Origin of the sequence: Streptomyces flaveolus, assembly GCF_000716535.1 — a bacterium.
Classification (GTDB): domain Bacteria; phylum Actinomycetota; class Actinomycetes; order Streptomycetales; family Streptomycetaceae; genus Streptomyces; species Streptomyces flaveolus_A.
In genome coordinates this window covers 46,323-63,279 of the sequence record NZ_JNWV01000050.1, presented here as the reverse complement: position 1 = coordinate 63,279, position 16,957 = coordinate 46,323, and the positions used below count along the sequence as shown (strand labels likewise).

Annotated in this window: 11 protein-coding genes and 1 pseudogene; 4 read left to right on the top strand and 8 right to left on the bottom strand. The window is 73.5% G+C overall.

Going from position 1 to position 16,957, the window contains the following annotated elements; translation table 11 throughout:
* Positions 1–20: 20 nt before the first annotated feature.
* Positions 21–2,621, top strand: a complete 2,601-nt coding sequence (locus tag OO52_RS40155) for an ATP-binding protein (RefSeq protein ID WP_030656143.1) — start codon at positions 21–23, stop codon at positions 2,619–2,621.
* A gap of 249 nt (positions 2,622–2,870) precedes the next feature.
* Here the strand turns inward: OO52_RS40155 and nucS are convergent, their stop codons facing one another.
* The gene (gene nucS, locus OO52_RS40150; RefSeq protein WP_030656145.1) at positions 2,871–3,542 is read right to left on the bottom strand and encodes an endonuclease NucS; all 672 of its coding nucleotides are present in this window, start codon (positions 3,540–3,542) and stop codon (positions 2,871–2,873) included.
* A gap of 275 nt (positions 3,543–3,817) precedes the next feature.
* Here nucS and OO52_RS40145 point away from each other — a divergent pair, with 275 nt between their 5' ends.
* Positions 3,818–4,210: an SCO5389 family protein gene (locus tag OO52_RS40145; RefSeq protein ID WP_030656147.1), complete on the top strand. Its 393-nt coding sequence runs from the start codon at positions 3,818–3,820 to the stop codon at positions 4,208–4,210.
* Positions 4,211–4,328: 118 nt separating this feature from the next.
* Here the strand turns inward: OO52_RS40145 and OO52_RS40140 are convergent, their stop codons facing one another.
* Positions 4,329–5,357, bottom strand: coding sequence for an LLM class flavin-dependent oxidoreductase (locus OO52_RS40140; protein WP_030656149.1), 1,029 nt, complete (start codon positions 5,355–5,357; stop codon positions 4,329–4,331).
* A gap of 232 nt (positions 5,358–5,589) precedes the next feature.
* Between OO52_RS40140 and OO52_RS40135 the strand changes: the two genes are divergently transcribed.
* Positions 5,590–5,922, top strand: a complete 333-nt coding sequence (locus OO52_RS40135; RefSeq protein ID WP_030656150.1) for a hypothetical protein — start codon at positions 5,590–5,592, stop codon at positions 5,920–5,922.
* Between the two features lie 41 nt (positions 5,923–5,963).
* Here the strand turns inward: OO52_RS40135 and OO52_RS40130 are convergent, their stop codons facing one another.
* The 4 genes from OO52_RS40130 to OO52_RS40115 all read right to left on the bottom strand — a co-directional run bounded on the left by OO52_RS40130 (position 5,964) and on the right by OO52_RS40115 (position 10,096).
* A complete protein-coding gene (locus tag OO52_RS40130; protein ID WP_030656151.1) occupies positions 5,964–6,848 on the bottom strand; it encodes an ABC transporter permease in 885 nt (294 codons plus the stop codon).
* Positions 6,845–8,233: an ABC transporter ATP-binding protein gene (locus OO52_RS40125; RefSeq protein ID WP_030656152.1), complete on the bottom strand. Its 1,389-nt coding sequence runs from the start codon at positions 8,231–8,233 to the stop codon at positions 6,845–6,847. The genes OO52_RS40130 and OO52_RS40125 overlap by 4 nt, the downstream gene beginning before the upstream one ends.
* A gap of 131 nt (positions 8,234–8,364) precedes the next feature.
* The gene (locus tag OO52_RS40120; protein ID WP_030656153.1) at positions 8,365–9,138 is read right to left on the bottom strand and encodes an ABC transporter permease; all 774 of its coding nucleotides are present in this window, start codon (positions 9,136–9,138) and stop codon (positions 8,365–8,367) included.
* Between the two features lie 4 nt (positions 9,139–9,142).
* Entirely contained in the window at positions 9,143–10,096 is a 954-nt protein-coding gene (locus OO52_RS40115) for an ABC transporter ATP-binding protein (protein ID WP_030656155.1), read from the bottom strand.
* 153 nt (positions 10,097–10,249) lie between these two features.
* On the opposite strand from OO52_RS40115, the gene OO52_RS40110 reads away from it, so the two are divergent.
* The gene (locus tag OO52_RS40110) at positions 10,250–11,728 is read left to right on the top strand and encodes a PQQ-binding-like beta-propeller repeat protein (protein WP_030656156.1); all 1,479 of its coding nucleotides are present in this window, start codon (positions 10,250–10,252) and stop codon (positions 11,726–11,728) included.
* Positions 11,729–11,794: 66 nt separating this feature from the next.
* On the opposite strand, the gene OO52_RS40105 is transcribed toward OO52_RS40110, so the two are convergent.
* Complete coding sequence (locus tag OO52_RS40105; RefSeq protein ID WP_014675036.1) at positions 11,795–12,730, bottom strand: cellulose-binding protein; 936 nt, start codon at positions 12,728–12,730, stop codon at positions 11,795–11,797.
* A 187-nt stretch (positions 12,731–12,917) separates the two neighbouring features.
* Positions 12,918–16,774 (bottom strand): annotated as a pseudogene (scy, locus tag OO52_RS40100) (polarized growth protein Scy).
* Positions 16,775–16,957: the final 183 nt, after the last annotated feature.

Below are 16,957 nucleotides of genomic sequence, written 5' to 3'. Positions count from 1 at the left end.
CTTTTGGGGGGCTTGAACCCATGGACCCGATCGAGCCGATCGACCCGATCAACCCGGGTTCCGCGGAGCACGGCCAGGCGCACGGCCGCCGCCCGCCCCGGGACTCCCTCACCTCCGACTTCGCCGCGGGCCCGGCCGTGCCCGCCCGCATGGCCCAGGTCGTCACCGGCGACCTGCAACTCACCGTCAATCCGGTCGACGGCAGCGAGATAGAGCTCTGTTCACCGGCCGAGCTCCCCGGCAGGCCCCGCAAGCGCACCGCCGCCGAGCGCGCCGAGACGGAACGCGCCGCCCTGCCGCCCGTGCCGCCCGGCCCCGCCCAGCCCGCGCTCTCCCTGCTGGAACGCCAGGACGAACGCGAGCGCCTGGTCCGCCTCCTGGCCCGGGGCCGCTCGGTCCGGCTCACCGGCCCGGCCGGCTCCGGCCGCACCGCCCTGCTCGACCTGGTCGCCGAGGACTGCCTGGACCTCGCCCCCGACGGCGTGGTCCGCCTCAGCGGCTTCCACCGCACGGCCGGCGACCTCCTGCACGACCTGTTCCACGCCGTCTACGACGCCCCCCGTCACCGTCCCGACCGGGACGAACTCCTCGCCCGTGTCCAGGAGATCGGCGCGGTCGTCGTCCTGGACGACCTGGAGTTCGGTGGCGCCGCCCTGGACGAACTGCTCGACGCCACCCCCGAGTGCGCGTTCCTGTTCGCCGCCACCCCGGACGTGCCCGCGCCCTCCGCCGGGTCCGAGGTCGAGGAGGTCTTCCTCAGCGGTCTCGACCGCGCCGCCGGCGTGGAGATCCTGGAGCGGACCGTCGGCCGGGTGCTCACCGAGGAGGAGGCCAACTGGGCGGGCGACCTCTGGTTCGAGTCCGAGGGGCTGCCCCTGCGGTTCGTCCAGGCCGGCGCGCTGCTCCGACAGCGCGACCAACTGCGCGCCAGCACCGGCGCGGTCGACGAGTACGGCGTCTTCGAGGACGTGCGCCTGCCGGCAGACCCGCCCGTGGACCTGGAGGACGAGGTCCCGCTGCCCTCCCTCGGCGAGGCCGCGGGCCCCGCCCCGCTGCTCGCCTCCCGGCTCAGCGCCTCAGCCCGCGCCACCCTCCGCTTCGCCGTCGCCCTCGGCGGTGAGGTACCCCACCAGGCGCACCTGCCCGCGCTGGTCGGCGACACCCACGCGGACGCCGCCCTGGGCGAGCTGGCGAGTTGCGGCCTGGTCTCCCCGGTCGGCTCCCGCTACCGCCTCGCGGCCGGCGTGCAGACCCAGCTGGAGGCCGCCGGGTACGCCGACGACGCATCCGGCCACGCCGACACCGCCGCCCAGCACTACGCCTGGTGGGCCGGCCACCCCTCGGTCACCCCGGAGCGGGTGTGCGCGGAGGCCAACGCGGTGCTGGCCGCGCTCGCCGCCGTCGTACCGCGGACGACCCCGCCCGTCGAGGGCGAGGAGAGCAGCGCCGTACGGCTGGCCCGCACGGCCGCGCCCGCCTTCGCCGCCGGACTCCAGTGGAGCGCCTGGGAACGGGTCCTGCGGTCCGGCGCGGAAGCCTCCAGGCTGTCCGGTGAGGTGACCGAACAGGCCTACTTCCACCATGAGTTGGGCGTCCTGGCGCTGTGCACCGGCCAACTCGACCGGGCCCGCGCCGAACTGGAGGCGTCGAGCGGGCTGCGCGGCGCCCTCGCCGACAAGCGGGGCACGGTCGCCGGCCGCCGCGCCCTGGCCCTGCTCGCCGACCGCGCGGGCGAGGCGCCCGGGCTCCCGCCGGCGCTGCCCGCGGGGGAGGAGCCGGCGGTGGTACGGCAGGAGGAGCGGACGCCGGCGCCGTACGAGACCGGGGTCACCCAGCGGATCTCCGCGCCTCAGCCGCGGGGCGGCATCCGGCGCCTGGCCCGGCGCAACATGGTGGCGGCCGGCTCCGGCGCGCTGCTGGCGGCCGTGCTCGGTACGGTCGTCACGCTCGGCATGACCTCCTCCGACGACGCGGGCCGCAACCCGGCCGGCAAGGTCGACGCCAACCCGTCCGCCGGCCAGGACGTCGGCGACGGCGGCCTGGGCACGGGTCCGACGGACACCGGCGACACCGGTTCGGCCAGCAGCCGGCCCACGTCACCGGGGCCCGACGGCACGTACGGCACGGCGGACGACCCGGCACCGCCCGCCGCCCCGTCCCGCCCGTCGGAGAGCGTCAAGCCGTCCGACTCCGACCCGTCGTCCTCCGGCTCACCGTCCAAGTCCCCGAAGCCGGGAGGATCGAGCGGCGGTACGACGGGGGGCACGACCGGTGGGTCGACCGGTGGGACGACGAACGGTACTACCGGCGGCTCCACGGGTGGCACGACGACCGGCGGCTCGACGACCGGCGGCACGGGCGGTACGACGACCGGCGGTACGACCACGGGCGGGAGCGGAACCGGAGGCTCGACCGGCACGACGGGCGACACCACCGGGAGCACCGGCGGCACCACGGACGGCACGACGAGCGGCGGCTCGACGGGCGGCGACACCGGGGGCACCACGGGCGGCGACACCGGCGGCACGACAACAGGCGGCACGGACGGCTCCGCCGGCGGCACGTCGAGCAGCGCCTCGGCATCGGAAACGGCCCCGGGAACGGCCGACCCGCTGATGTGACCGACGGTGCCCGACGCTCCCAGACCGGTTCGGCACCCCCGGTCGCCGTCGCGGCGGGAAAGCGGGCGGCGGAGCGGGGGTGGGGGACTCCCTTCCCGCTCTGGTGCCTTGAGTGGTCGGGAACTTCCCCTGCGCCGCGGCGGCGCCCCGCCCCGGTCGCCGAGCGCCGTCGTGGCGGGAATGCGGGCGGTGGAGTGGGGGCGCGGCTGAGGAAGGCGTGGGGACCGGGAGGGTCGGCGGGGCTTGCCGTCAGAACAAGCGGAGCTTGTCGTCCTCGATGCCGCGCAGGGCGTCGTAGTCCAGGATGTGGCAGTTGATGCCGCGGTCGGTGGCGAGGACGCGGGCCTGGGGCTTGATCTCCTGGGCGGCGAAGACGCCGCGGACCGGGGCCAGGTGCGGGTCGCGGTTCAACAGGTCGAGGTAGCGCGTCAGTTGCTCCACGCCGTCGATCTCGCCCCGGCGCTTGATCTCGACCGCCACCGTCTGGCCGTCCGCGTCCCGGCACAGGATGTCCACGGGCCCGATCGCCGTCATGTACTCGCGGCGGATGAGGGTGTATCCCTCGCCCAGCGTCTCGATGCGGTCGGCGAGCAGTTCCTGGAGGTGCGCTTCCACGCCGTCCTTGATCAGACCCGGGTCCACACCGAGTTCGTGCGAGGAGTCGTGGAGGATCTCCTCCATCGTGATGATCAGTTTCTCGCCCGCCTTGTTGACGACGGTCCACACGCCCTCGTCCTCGCCCGTGCCCTCCTTCAGCGTGCAGGGCGGCGACATCCAGTTGAGCGGCTTGTAGGCCCGGTCGTCGGCGTGGATGGAGACGCTGCCGTCCGCCTTGACCAGGATCAGTCGCGGCGCCGAGGGCAGGTGGGCGGTGAGCCGGCCGGCGTAGTCGACCGAGCATCGGGCAATGACGAGACGCATGGTCGGCAACGCTACTCGACGCCCGCCGGTGCTCGCGATCCGTCCGCCCAGCTCCCAGTGGATCGCCCCAATTGTCCCTTGAAACTCTTGTTCATCCCTGGCCGATTGTGGGCGTAACGGGATCGGTTCATATACGCGTTCTGCTGGTGTGGTCACCTACGGTTGCCTACCGTAGGAACGGGAGGTTGCGGCTCCTGTACCGAGCGTGTTCGAAATCGCGAACTCCCCTATCTGTCCGGCAACCCCTGCTCTTCGGGGGTGCGAGAGGAGAACCCATGTCGCTCGACGTCTCACCGGCCCTACTCGAACAGGCCGAGCGAGGCGAGGTCGACGAAGCAGCATTCGTCGACTGCGTCCGGACCTCCCTGCCCTACGCATGGGAGATGATCAGCTCCCTGGTGGCCCAGCTGAAGGTGGACGGCGGACCCTTCGCCGACAACCAGACGCCCCCGCCGGACGAGCAGGCGCGCGGTCAGCTTCTGCGTGCGCTCGCGAGTGACGCGATACGCGGCGCGTTGCAGCGGCACTTCGGTGTCCGGCTGGCCTTCCAGAACTGCCACCGCGTGGCGGTGTTCCCGCTGGACGCCTCGGTGGACGAGACGTTGGCCCGCTTCACGTCGGTGCGCAGCCAGTTGCTGAACCAGTCGCCGGAGCTCCGGGACTGCTGACGCGCGGTTCCGGTACGGCCGGGACGGACAGCCACCGGCTTGCCGCTCCACCCGCGGGGGAGGTGCATTGAGGACCGGGGCGGCAAGCCCCCCAGGTGGCTTGCGCGTGGGAGGCCGGTCAGCGCAGCTGGGGCAGCACCTCGGCGCCCAGGCGCCGTAGGTTCTCCTCCGTGGCCGCGAGGTCGCCCGAGCCCTCCACCAGGAGGGCGAAGCGGGAGATGCCGGTGCGCTCCGAGGTCGCCGCGAGCCGGTCGGCGGCGAGCCGCGGGGTGCCCACCGGGTGCAGTCCGCAGAGCAGTTCGGTGTAGGCGTACGGGTCGCGCATCGCGCGCGCCCGTCCGTCCACCGTCACATGGGCGTCCAGGCCCTGCCGCAGCCAGCCGGGCATCGCCTTCAGCAGCGTCTCCGCCGCGTCCGTGCGCCGGTCGGCGAGCTGACAGACCCCGGCGGAGACATGCGCGGCGCCCGCGATCTCCTCGGCCGGCCGGCCCGCCGCGCGGGCGCAGCGCCGCCACAGGGCGACCATCTCGGCCTTCTCCTCGTCCCCGACGTGCATGCCGAGCAGCATGGGCAGCCCGCGCTCGGCGGCCAGCCGTACGCTCGCCGGCGAGGTGCAGGCGAGGACGACCTCGGGGCCCGGGGTGTCCGTCAGGGCCTCCGACGGGCGGGGGACGACCGGCACCTCGCGGAAGGAGTACCGCTCCCCGGAGGCCGCCACGGACGGTTCGCTCAGCCACCGCAGCAGCAGATCGAGCGACTCCGGGAACCCGTGTTCGTACGCCTGGAGTCCCGCGCCGAACACCTCCAGGTCCACCCAGGGGCCGCCGCGCCCGACGCCCAGCGTGAACCGGCCGCCACTGGTCAGATGCAGCAGCGCGGCCTGCTCGCCGAGGGCGACCGGGTGGGCCGTGGGCAGTACGCTGACGGCCGTGCCGACCCGGATGCGGCGGGTGCGGCCGAGCAGCAGCGCGGCCAGGGTGACCGCGGACGGGCATGTGCCGTAGGGCACGAAGTGGTGCTCGGCGAGCCACACCGCGTCCAGCCCGGACCGCTCGGCGACCTCCGCCGAGCGGACGGCCCGGTGCAGGGCCTCCCCGGGGCCCTGGCCCGGGAACTGGGCCGCCAGCACAAAACTTCCTACGTGCATCGCATTTCCTGCTTCCTTGGCTCCGACCCGGAGCTCCCCCACCCGGCATAACCGTCTGACACGTGCCCAGGACACGGCCTCGCCGAAGAGATTTGCGGATTGTCTGCAGAATGGGTCGCCCTGGAGGGGGACTTGTACGGGTTGGTTCCCTACGCGTACCCCACGCGTACCCGCCTCGGTGGCGCGTAGGCTGGATGGGCAGTGCTTCCTGTATAGCCCCGAGAGGTGTCCCGTGTCCCCGCGTCGCAACCGACCGAAGGCAGCCGGATCGTCGGGCCGGAGCGCCGAGGACGACCACGCCGGCCGGTACGGCGGCTGGCAGTCCACGGAGAACTGGCAGGGCGAGGACTGGAGCGTGCGCCATGTCGCCGGGGCCAGCGCGGAGGGCAAGACCTACCGCTGCCCGGGCTGCGACCAGATGATCCCCTCCGGTGTCCCGCACGTGGTGGCCTGGCCGGAGTACGCGGGCGTCGACGACCGCCGGCACTGGCACAAGGCCTGCTGGAACGCGAAGGACCGCCGCACCACGCGGGTGCAGCGGTCCCGTAACGCGCCGAGGTTCTGAGCCGTAGGGCTATCCGCCCCGGCTTCCGTCCGTCCCGGCTCCTACACGTCCCGGCTCTGGAGCAGCGCGTACGCGCCCGCGTACACCGCCGCCGTCACGCCGATCATGATCCACAGCGGGTCCCAGCCGGACGGGCCGGAGTCGGTCAGGGAGTTGGTGTAGAAGACGCCGAGCTGGTTGGGGATCGAGTACTCGACCAGCCACTCGCGCACCTTCTCCAGCGACTCCGTCACCATGAACAGCGCGAGCACCAGCGGCGCGAGCAACACGCCGATCATGATGGTGATGGCGCCCGCCGAGTGCCGGATGACCGAGCCGATCAGCAGCGACAGCAGGCCGAGCAGCGCCATGTAGAGGCTGACGCCGACGGTGGCCTTGATCCAGTCACCGCCGGTCGGGGTGCGGGCGCCGGTGTTCTTCAGCAGGGACGCCAGGACCATGGCCACGAAGCCTGAGGTGACCAGGGTGACGACGAAGGCGACGGCGAAGAACACGATCGACTTGGCGGCGAGCACCCGGGCCCGGCTGGGGCACGCGGTCATCGTCGTCCGGATCATGCCGGTGCCGTACTCCGACGCCGTGGTCAGCACGCCGAGCGTCATGAGGCAGATGCTGCCGAGGAGCAGGCCGAACAAGCCGAACGACAGCGGGTTGTCGCCGCTCAGGCTGTCGGAGCCGGAGTTGGCCTCGACCAGCGTGCCGACCAGCAGGCCGATGCCGACGACGAGCAGGACGAACACGCCGAGCGTCCACATCGTGGAGCGCACCGACTTGATCTTCGTCCACTCGGAGGCCAGCGCGTGCCCGAGGTGGGTGCGCACGACCGGGATGGGCGAGGTGTAGCCGGGGTACGGGCCGCCGGGCGCCGCCTGCCAGTCGGGCGCGGCGGCCTGGGCCTGCGGCATCGGGGGCTGGTGGGTGCTCATCGGGCGTCCTCGGGCTGGGTCGGGTCGGCGGGTGCGGAGGCGGGCGCGGCGGCCGTGCTGGGCGCGGGGGCCGGGGGAGCCGCAGCGGGTGCCTGCTGCGGGGCGGGCGGGGCGGCGGCCGGAGTCGCCTTGGCCAAGACCGGGGGCTGGCCCTGCGGCGCCGAGCCGCCGGAGGGTGCCTGCGCGGCGGGCTGTGCCTGCGGGGCCGGCCCGGCCGGCTGGGCGTACGGGTTGGCCGCTCCCGCCGCGGCCGCCGCTCCGCCGGGTGCCGAACCCGGTGCCGTGCCCGGAGCGCCGTAGCCGGCCGCCGGGGCGCCGCCGTACGGGCCGGCGGGAGGCATCGCGAAGGGCTGGCCGCCCTGCTGGGGCGGCGGCGGGGCGTACCAGCCGTGCTGGCCCTGGCCCGGTACCGGCATGGGCGCCGGGGCGCCGGGCGGCAGCGGCTGCTGGAGGCCCGCCTTCTGGTCGATGGTCGAGCGGTAGTCGACGGCGCCCTGCGTCATCCGCATGTACGCCTCCTCCAGCGAGGCCTGGTGCGGGGACAGCTCCCACAGCCGGACGCCCGAGTCGTGCGCGAGGTCGCTGATCCGGGGCAGCGGCAGTCCGGTGACCCGGAGCGCGCCGTCCTGCTCGGGCAGCACGTGCCCGCCCGCCTCGGTGAGCGCGGAGGTCAGCTTCTCGCGCGACTGCGGCTCGGTGTCGGGCGTGCGGACGCGCGCGAAGTCGGCCGAGTTGGCCGAGATGAAGTCCCGCACGCTCATGTCGGCGAGGAGCTGTCCGCGTCCGATGACGATGAGGTGGTCGGCGGTCAGCGCCATCTCGCTCATCAGGTGCGAGGAGACGAAGACCGTACGGCCCTCGGCCGCGAGCGCCTTCATCAGGTTGCGGACCCAGAGGATGCCCTCGGGGTCGAGGCCGTTGACCGGCTCGTCGAAGAGCAGCACCTGCGGGTCGCCGAGCAGTGCGGCGGCGATGCCGAGGCGCTGACCCATGCCGAGCGAGAAGCCCTTGGAACGCTTTTTGGCCACGTCCTGGAGACCGACGACGCCGAGCACCTCGTCCACGCGCCGGGCCGGGATGCCGGACAGCTGGGCGAGGCTCAGCAGGTGGTTGCGGGCGCTCCGGCCGCCGTGCACGGCCTTGGCGTCGAGCAGCGCGCCGACCTGCCGGGGGGCGTTGGGCAGCTTGCGGTACGGGTAGCCGCCGATGGTGACCGACCCGGCCGTGGGGTTGTCCAGCCCGAGGATCATCCGCATCGTCGTGGACTTGCCCGAGCCGTTCGGCCCCAGGAAGCCGGTCACGGCCCCTGGCCGCACCTGGAAGGAAAGGTTGTACACGGCGGTCTTGTCGCCGTAGCGCTTGGTCAGGCCGACAGCCTCGATCATGCTCCGCACCCATCGAAAGGTTCAGGACAGCGGGGCACACGCCCCCGTAAGGGTTAGGAGGATATCCAGGCGCTGACGGTTCCGCCCAAAAGAAAGTAAAGCCAGAGCATCACGGGACGTGACGACCGTGTCTACTGGGCGTCCCGGCGCTTGAGGAGGAGGTAGCCGCCGGCCAGCGCGGCGATCACCCACAGCGCCATGATCCCGAGCCCGGCCCAGGGGCCGTAGGGCGTGTCGTCGGCCACGCGCGGCACCACCCGCAGGATCCGGCTGCCGGCCTGGTCGGGCAGGAAGCGTCCGATCTTCTTGGTGGCGTCGACGTTGCCGAGGATGTTGGAGATCAGGAAGAAGAACGGCATCAGGATGCCGAGGGACAGCATCGGCGAGCGCAGCATCGCGGCGACGCCCATGGAGAACATCGCGATCAGGGTCATGTAGAGCCCGCCGCCGAAGACCGCCCGCAGCACGCCGGGGTCGCCGATGGCGGCCCGGTGGGAGCCCAGCAGGGCCTGGCCGAGGAAGAACGCGGCGAAGCTCGTCACCATGCCGACGGCGAGCGCGAGCGCGGCGGCCACCGCGACCTTGCCGAACAGGAAGGTGCCGCGCTGGGGTACGGCCGCCAGCGAGACGCGGATCATGCCAGTGCTGTACTCGGTGGAGACGACCAGCACCCCGAACACGATCATCGCGAGCTGGCCCAGGGTCATGCCCGCGAAACTGACGCTTGTCGGGTCGAAGGAGAGCCGCTCCCGCGCGGGCATGTTCGCGAACTGCCGGTTCGACAGCGCGCAGATCAGCATCCCGAGGGCGACGGTGACCACCACGGCCAGCGACAGCGTCCACACCGTGGACGCCACCGACCGGACCTTGGTCCACTCGGACCGGATGACCTGTACGGCCGCCATGGCGTCAGGCCCCCTTCCAGCCGGCGCCCCAGTCCTGCGGGGCGGCACCGGGACCGGCCTGCGCGTGGTACTGAACCGCCTGTGCCGTCAGCTCCATGAACGCCTCCTCCAGCGAGGCCTGCCGCGGGCTCAGCTCGTGCAGCACGAGCCCGTACCGCGCGGCCAGCTCACCGATCTGCTCCGCCTTGCCGCCCTCCACCTCCAGCGCCCCGCCGCCCGCCTCCACGACGGTGATCCCGGCCTGGTGCAGCACGTCGAGCAGCCGCTCGCGCTGCGGGGAGCGGATCCGCACGTACGACCGCGAGTTCGTCCGGATGAAGTCGGCCATGGAGGTGTCCGCGAGCAGCCGTCCCTGCCCGATGACCACCAGGTGATCGGCCGTCAGCGCCATCTCGCTCATCAGATGGCTCGACACGAACACCGTCCGGCCCTGCGCGGCCAGCGACTTCATGAGGTTCCGGATCCAGTGGATGCCCTCCGGGTCGAGGCCGTTGACCGGCTCGTCGAACATCAGGATCCGCGGGTCCCCGAGCAGCGCGGCCGCGATCCCGAGCCGCTGCCCCATGCCGTACGAGAACCCCTTCGCCTTCTTGCGGGCCACGGCGGTCAGCCCGACGGTCTCCAGCACCTCGGCCACCCGGCGCTCCGGGATGCCGTTGCTCTGCGCGAGACAGAGCAGGTGGTTCCAGGCGCTCCGGCCGCCGTGCACGGCCTTGGCGTCCAGCAGCGCGCCGATGTACGTCAGCGGGTCCTTGAGCCGGTCGTAGTGCGTACCGTCGATCCGGACGTCGCCGGCGGTGGGCCGGTCGAGCCCCAGGATCATCCGCATGGTCGTGGACTTCCCGGCGCCGTTGGGCCCGAGGAACCCCGTCACGATGCCCGGCCGGACGGTGAAGGTGAGGTGATCGACCGCCACCTTCTCGCCGTACCGCTTGGTCAGCCCGTCCAGCTCGATCATGCGGCCACGCTAAGACGGGCTCGGGACGGCTGCCACTCGAGCGGGCGCGGTATGCTCCAGCCCCCTTGATCGGCGCGGGGGGCGTCGGGGGCGGGACACGGTGGGGGAGACACAGTGGTCCAAGGCGGCGGACCGCGCACGGGGTGGCGCGGAGTGCGGGCGGGTCTCGCGGTCGTGGCCGCCGGTGCCGCGGCCGGGCTCGCGGTGGAGTTCCACGTCCTCGGCTGGACGTCCGTCCCGGGCGGCTCCTGCGGCGGCCGGTACCGGCCCTGCCCCGACGGCACCACGCCCACCCTCCTCCTGGCCTTCGCACTGACCTTCACCGGCTACATCGCCCTCCTGCTCACCATCGGGAAGTTCACCGACCGGCGCCCCGGCAAGGCCGTGCCCGCCGTCCTCGCCGTCACCGGCGTGCTGCTCGCGCTGTGGCCCGGATGGCAGGCGTACCTGTGGATGCGCGGACCGGTGCTCGACCTCGCCTGGCAGGCCGGCCACGACCGGCCGTCGAGCGTCCGGGCCGAGGGCGTGTGGACCGTCGGCGCGCACGGCTCGACCGTGGTCCGCGTGCGCAGCGACACGCTGGTCGCCTACGACGCCCGCGACGGCGAGGTCCGCTGGACGCTGCGGGCGCCGGTGCGCGAATCGGTGTGCGGGATGAGCGAGGGCCTCGCCGACGGCGTCGGCCTGGTCGCCTTCGCCCGCTACCAGAAACCCTGCGACACCGTGTGGGGCGTCGACACCCGCACCGGCCGCACGCTGTGGCAGCGGAACTTCAAGGGCGTCTCCGCCTTCACCTCCGGCAGCGACGGCCTGCTCGCGGCCGACGGCGACGTGGCCCTCGCGCTCACCGACACCGGGGTGCGCGCGTACGGCCTCACCGACGGCCGGCCGCGCTGGACCACCGAGCTGCGCGGGACGAAGGCCGACGGGACATGCACGCCGAACGTCGTCTCCGCGGCCGGCGGCACCGCCCGGGTCGTGGTCACCTGCCAGGCACAGGAGAAGGGCAGCGGACGGGTGGTGACCCTGGACGCCGCCACCGGCAGACAGCGCGGCAGCCGGGCGCTGCCCGTGGAGAGCCCCGTCGACACGGCCATGGTGATCAGTGCCGAACCGTTCACCCTGCTGCTGGAGGAGCGCGACGAGCGCGGTGTCGCGGCCGTCCTCGCCTACCCCGCCGACGACGGCGACCCGGTGCGGATCCCGCTCTCCGCCGACGACGAGGACCTGATGCTCCGGCAGGTCTCCGGCGAGGGCTTCACGGCACGGCCCGCCCTGCCGGCGACGGTCAGCGGGCACACCCTCGTCGTCGCCACCGCCAAGCCGGGCGGCTACGACGCCGACCACGTCTCGGCCTACGCCCTCGGCGACGGACGGCGGCTGTGGCGCGCCGGGGCGGACGAGGTCGCCGGGCTGGTCTCCACCGGCCCCGACCGGGTGGCCGTACTCGGCGCGAACGGCCGGCTGTGGACCTTCGACACCGGCGACGGGGACCGGATCGGCGAGGACGACGGCGTCATGGTCACCACCAACCGCTTGGCCGCACGCACCCAGCTGCTGCGCGCCGACGGCACCTGGATCGTCGTCAACGGCGAGGGCACGAAGGAACCGCCGCTGTACGGCCTGCGCTAGGCAACGGCGAAGGGGCGGCGGGACCAGGTCCCACCGCCCCTCAGGGGTCGTACGCCTACCCGGACCTTACCGGGACTGCTGCGCCGGAACGCCCCGGGAGATCGGCTCGTCGTCGGTCGACGTGCCGGCCGCGGCCACCGCGGCACCGGTCAGCGTGGCGAGCATCTCGCGGACGTTCGTGAGCTGGGCGTTGATGCTGTCGCGGCGGTTGGTGAGCGCCGCCAGCTCGCGCTCGGATTCCGAACGGATCCGGTCGGCCTTGGCGTTGGCGTCGGCCACGATGTCCTCGGCCTGGCGCTGGGCGGTCTCCACCGTCTGGCGGGCGCGGCGCTCGGCGTCGGTGCGCAGCTTCTCCGCCTCCAGGCGGAGCTGCTCGGCCCGGTGCTCGATCTCCGCGAGGCGCTTCTCGGCCTTCTGCTGACGCGAGGCCAGGTCGCGCTCGGACTGCTCGCGGCGCTTGGCCAGGTTCGTCTCGAAGTCGGCGGCGGCCTGCGCGGCCTTGGCGCGGGTCTCCTCGAAGAGGGCGTCCGCCTCCTCGCGCTTGGACTGCGCGTCCTTCTGCGCTTCGGCGCGCAGCTGGGCCGCGTCGGACTTGGCCTTCTCGACGATCCGGACGCCCTCGTCCTCGGCCTTGGCCTTGCGCTCGGCCGCGTACGACTCGGCGTCGTTGCGGACCTGCTGGGCCGCCGACTCGGCGAGGTCACGGTGCTGCTCGGCCGCCCGCCGGGCCTCCTCACGCAGCTCCTTGGCCTCTTCCTCGGCCAGGCGCAGGATCTTCTCGACCCGCGCGCCGAGACCCGCGTACGACGGCTCGGCGTCCGTGATCTGGGCCTGGGCGTTCTGCGTTTCGAGGTGCAGCTCCTCGATGCGCTTCTCCAGGGCGGTGATGCGGGCGAGAGCGCTGTCACGGTCGGAGACGAGCTTGGAGATACGTTCGTCCACCTGAGCGCGGTCGTATCCACGCCGCACAAGCTCGAAGCCGTAGGGGGAAGTGTCGCTCATGGGGTTCCTGTCGAATGAGACCGGTGAGTGAGGTGATAAGGGGAATCCTAGGGGCCGAAGCGGTGTGTCATCGAGCAGATACGGTTTTGATCTGGAGAATGGCACCCCATTTGGGTGGCTGACCGTCGGACGGCTTGCCAAGGAGTCAGGCAAAGCCCCCAGAACACACCCGAACGTACCTCTTACGCTAGCTGTCTGACGACTTGCCACCCGAACGGGGGGCACCCACCGTGGCGCCCGCCTTGACTCCGTTGTCCTTGCCGGACCCGGGGGCCTCGAAGGACTCCAACGCCTCCAGGACGTCCTGGACCCGGGAGATCTCGGCGTTGATGTCCTCGCGCCGGCGCACCAGGATCTCCAGCTCCCGCTTGCCCTCCTCGACCGTGCGCCGGGCCTCGCGGATCGCCTCCGCCTTCAGCTCCTCGGCCTCCTTGACGAGGCTGGCCTTCTTCTGCTCGGCCTCCTTGAGCAGCCCCTCGGCCTTCTTGACCGCGGCGATCCGCACCTTGCCGGCTTCGGAGTTGGCGTCCGAGACCAGCTCCTTGGCCTTCGCCTCGGCCTTCGCGAGCTGCTCCTCGGCGGCCTTGATGAGCGCGTCGCAGCGGTCGCCGGTGGACTTCATCGTCTCGGCGGCCTCGCGACGGGCCCGCTCGTGCAGCTCCTCGATCTCGCTGGTGATGCGGTCGCGCAGCTCCTCCGCGCGCTGCCGGATCGCGGTGGCGTCCCGGCGGGCGCCGACCAGCAGCTCGTCCGCGTCCGTCCGTGCCTTCTCCACCAGCGAGTTGCCCTCGATGGTCGACTCGGACACGATCCGCTCGGCCTCGCTGCGGGCCGCGCCGACCATCGTGTCGGCCTGCGACTCGGCGTCCGCGGTGGTCTTCAGCGCCTGCTGTTGCGCCTCGGTGAGCAGCTTGTCGGCCTCGGCCGTGGTCTCCGTGATGAGCTTGTCGACCTGCTCGGCCGCCTCCGAACGCCGCTTGTTGGCGTCCTTGCGAGCCTCGTCCAGGGTCCGCTCGGCCTCCTCGCGCGCGGAGTTGACGAGCCGTTCGGCCTCCGCCTCCGCGTCCGCCTTCGTCCGCTGGGCCTCGGCCCGCAGCCGCTCCGCGTGCGCCTGCGCCGAACCGACGGTCGCCGTTCGGCCTCGTTGCGGGCCTCGGTGATGAGGGTGTCGGCCTGGGTGGCCGCGTCGGAGCGGATGCGGTTGGCGTCCTCGCGGGCGTCCGCCCGGGCACGGGCCGCCGCCTCGTTGGCCTCGGGCCGTTCGGCCTCGTTGCGGGCCTCGGTGATGAGGGTGTCGGCCTGGGTGGCCGCGTCGGAGCGGATGCGGTTGGCGTCCTCGCGGGCGTCCGCCCGGGTACGGGCCGCCGCCTGGTCCGCCTCGGCCAGCGTGTCCGACGCCTCGGTGCGCACCCGCTGGGCGTACTCGCCCGCGTCCGCGCGCAGCCGCTCGGCCTCCGCGATGGCCTCCGCCATCGTCCGCTCGGCCAGCGCCTTCGCGGCCTCCGACTCCTCGTTCGCCTCGCGCCGGATCCGGGAGGCGTCCTCGCTCGCCCGCTCCCGCTCGGCGTAGGCGTCGGCGCGGACCCGGTCCGCCTCCTCCTCGGCCTCCCGGCGGGTACGGTCCGCCGCGTGCTCGGCGGCCGAGCGCAGCCCGGCGATCTCCTCCTGCGCCTGCTCGTGCAGCCCGGCGACGGAGTCCCGCACCTGCTGCGCGTGCTGCTCGGCGGCGGCGACCATCTCGGTGGCGCGCCGGTCGGCCTCCTCCACCAGCCGGGTGGCCTCGGCCTGCGCCTCCTCCACCCGCTTGCGCGCGGACGCCAGCAGCTCCTCGCTCTGCTCGCGGGCCCGCTGCCGCTCCTGGTCGGCCTCCTCGCGGGCGGCACCGAGGAGTTCCTCGGCCTCGCGGCGGCGCCGGGCGGCCTCCTCCTGCGCGGCGGCCAGCGTCTCGGACGCCTCGGTGCCGAGGCGCTCGGCGGCGGCCTGCGCCTCCGCGCGCACCCGGTCGGCGGTGTCCTGCGCCTCCGCCTTCAGCCGCTCGGCCTCGGCGGCGGCCTCCGACCGCAGCCGTACGGCGATGGCCTCGCCCTCGGCGCGGGAGGCGGACGCGTCGGACGCGGCCTCGTTCCGCAGCCGGTCGGCCTCGGCCTCGGCCTGCTGCTGGAGCGTACGGATCCGCTCGGCGGACTCCGCGCGCAGCCGCTCGGTCTCCTCGGCGGCCTCCCGGCGGATCCGGGACGCCTCGGCACGGGCGTCCGCCAGCGCCTGCTCCGCCGACGCCAGCCGCTCCTGCGCCTCGGTCTGAAGCCGGCTCAACTCCGCGGCGGCTTCGGCACGACGGGACTCGACGGCCTTCTCGGTCTCCTCGCGCAGCTCCCGCGCGGCCTTCTCGGCGTCCGCCCGGACCGTCTCGGCCTGCTCGCCGGCCTCGGCGCGCAGCCGCTCGGCCTCCTTGCGGGTGCGCTCCAGGGTCTCCTCGGCCTGCCGGCGCAGGCTGGTGGCCCGCTCGATGGCCTCGGTGCGGACCTTCTCGCTGTCGGCGGTCGCGGTCTGCCGCAGTTCGTCGGCATCCGCCTTGGCCTTGGCCAGCAGCTCCTCGGCGGACTTGGCCGCCTCCTCGATCTGCGCCACCGCCTCCCGACGGGCCTCGGCGCGGATCGACTCGCCCTCGGCGACCGCGTCGGCGCGCAGCTGCTCGGCCTCGCCGCGCAGCCGGCGGGCCTCCTCCTGCAGCTCGACCGTCTTGGCGCGGTACTCCTTGGTGTCGTCCTTCGCCGCGCCCTTGAGCTGCTCGGCGATGTCGTGCGCCTCGGCGCGCAGCCGGTCCGCCTCGGCCTCGGCCTCCGAACGGATCCGCTCGGCCTCCTCGGCGGCGGCCCTGGTGGTCTTCTGGGCGTCCTCGGACGCCTTGTTGAGCACGTCCTCGGCGGTCTTGGCCGCCTTGGACAGCTGGGTGGCCGTCTCCTCGGCGGTGATCGAGCGGGCCTTCTCGGCGGCCTCGGCGACGATCTTCTCAGCCTCGGCGCGGGCGTCCGCGACCAGCTGCTCGGCCTCGGACTTGGTGTGCTCGGCCTCCTTGGTGGCCTCCTCGACCAGCCGGGCGACCTGCTCCTTGGCGGTGCGCGTCCGCGTCTCGTTGGCGGCCTCGGCGCTCGCGAGGGCCTTGGCGGCGGCCTCCTTCGCCTCCGTGACCACCTTCTCGGCCTCGGCCTGCGCCTTGCGCAGCGCCTCCTCGGCCGCCGCCATCCGCTCCTCGGCGGTCCGGCTCAGCTCGGCGGCCTGCCGGCGGGCCGCGTCCGACTCGGTGACCGTGGCCGTCCGCAGCTGCTCGGCGTGCTCGGTGGCCTCCTGCGCCTGCGTGGAGGCCGCGTTCAGCAGCCGCTCGGCGTCCGTGCGGGCCCGGCGCAGGATCTGCTCGGCCTCCGCGCGCGCCGCCTCGGCCTCGCTCTGCAGCCGCTCCCGGGCCTCCCGGGTCAGCCGTTCGGCCTCCGCGCGGGCGGCGGTCATCGCCTGCTCGGCCTCCGCGCGGGACTCCTCCAGCAGCCGGCGGGCCTGCTGCTCCGTGCGGGCGCGAAGCTGCTCGGCCCAGGCCACGTTCTCGTTGACGTGCGACTCGACGGTGGCCCTGCGCTCGGCCAGCTCCTGGTCGAGCTGCTGGCGCCGGGTCACCGCCTCCTGGTGCAGCTCGGCCTGGAGCCGCGCGGCCTGCTCGGCGTGCTCCTGGAGGATGCGCTGGGTCTGCGCGCGGGCCTGGCTCAGCTCCCGCTCGGCGTCCTGACGCAACTGCTCGGCCTGCATCTGGGCATTGCGGAGCAACTGCTCGGCCTGGTAGCCGATGTCACCCGCGTCGTACGCGGGCCGGGTCATGAGGGTGCGCCGCGCCTCGTGCAGCTTGGCGCGCAGCACCTCGACCTGGTAGCCGAGGTCCTCGGCGTGCTGGATCGCCTTCTCGCGCTCGGTCCTCAGCCGCTTCATCTCGGCCTCGAACCGAGAGAGGTGGTCGACGTCAGCCGCCGGCTCTCGCTCCTGGCTCTCGTAGCCCCGCACTGCGCGGTCCCATCCGTCCCCTGGTCAGCTTCTCCAACGAGCTCCGTCCATCCGCCGAACGGGGCCCCCGGGGAATGGTGTCAGACAGACGGCGGAGCACGGGCTGCTGCCCCGACGCTCGTCCCCCGAAACCCGGACCCCGGCATGCGGCCGTCCCCGTTTCAGGGACGACCGCCCCCAACC

What these genes read in the sequence shown, in the direction of transcription:
- OO52_RS40120 (WP_030656153.1), bottom strand. Translation starts at nt 9,138, where the DNA reads ATGGCGGCCGTACAGGTCATCCGGTCCGAGTGGACCAAGGTCCGGTCG.
- nucS (WP_030656145.1), bottom strand. Translation starts at nt 3,542, where the DNA reads ATGCGTCTCGTCATTGCCCGATGCTCGGTCGACTACGCCGGCCGGCTC.
- OO52_RS40125 (WP_030656152.1), bottom strand. Translation starts at nt 8,233, where the DNA reads ATGATCGAGGCTGTCGGCCTGACCAAGCGCTACGGCGACAAGACCGCC.
- OO52_RS40155 (WP_030656143.1), top strand. Translation starts at nt 21, where the DNA reads ATGGACCCGATCGAGCCGATCGACCCGATCAACCCGGGTTCCGCGGAG.
- OO52_RS40105 (WP_014675036.1), bottom strand. Translation starts at nt 12,730, where the DNA reads ATGAGCGACACTTCCCCCTACGGCTTCGAGCTTGTGCGGCGTGGATAC.
- OO52_RS40140 (WP_030656149.1), bottom strand. Translation starts at nt 5,357, where the DNA reads ATGCACGTAGGAAGTTTTGTGCTGGCGGCCCAGTTCCCGGGCCAGGGC.
- OO52_RS40130 (WP_030656151.1), bottom strand. Translation starts at nt 6,848, where the DNA reads ATGAGCACCCACCAGCCCCCGATGCCGCAGGCCCAGGCCGCCGCGCCC.
- OO52_RS40115 (WP_030656155.1), bottom strand. Translation starts at nt 10,096, where the DNA reads ATGATCGAGCTGGACGGGCTGACCAAGCGGTACGGCGAGAAGGTGGCG.
- OO52_RS40145 (WP_030656147.1), top strand. Translation starts at nt 3,818, where the DNA reads ATGTCGCTCGACGTCTCACCGGCCCTACTCGAACAGGCCGAGCGAGGC.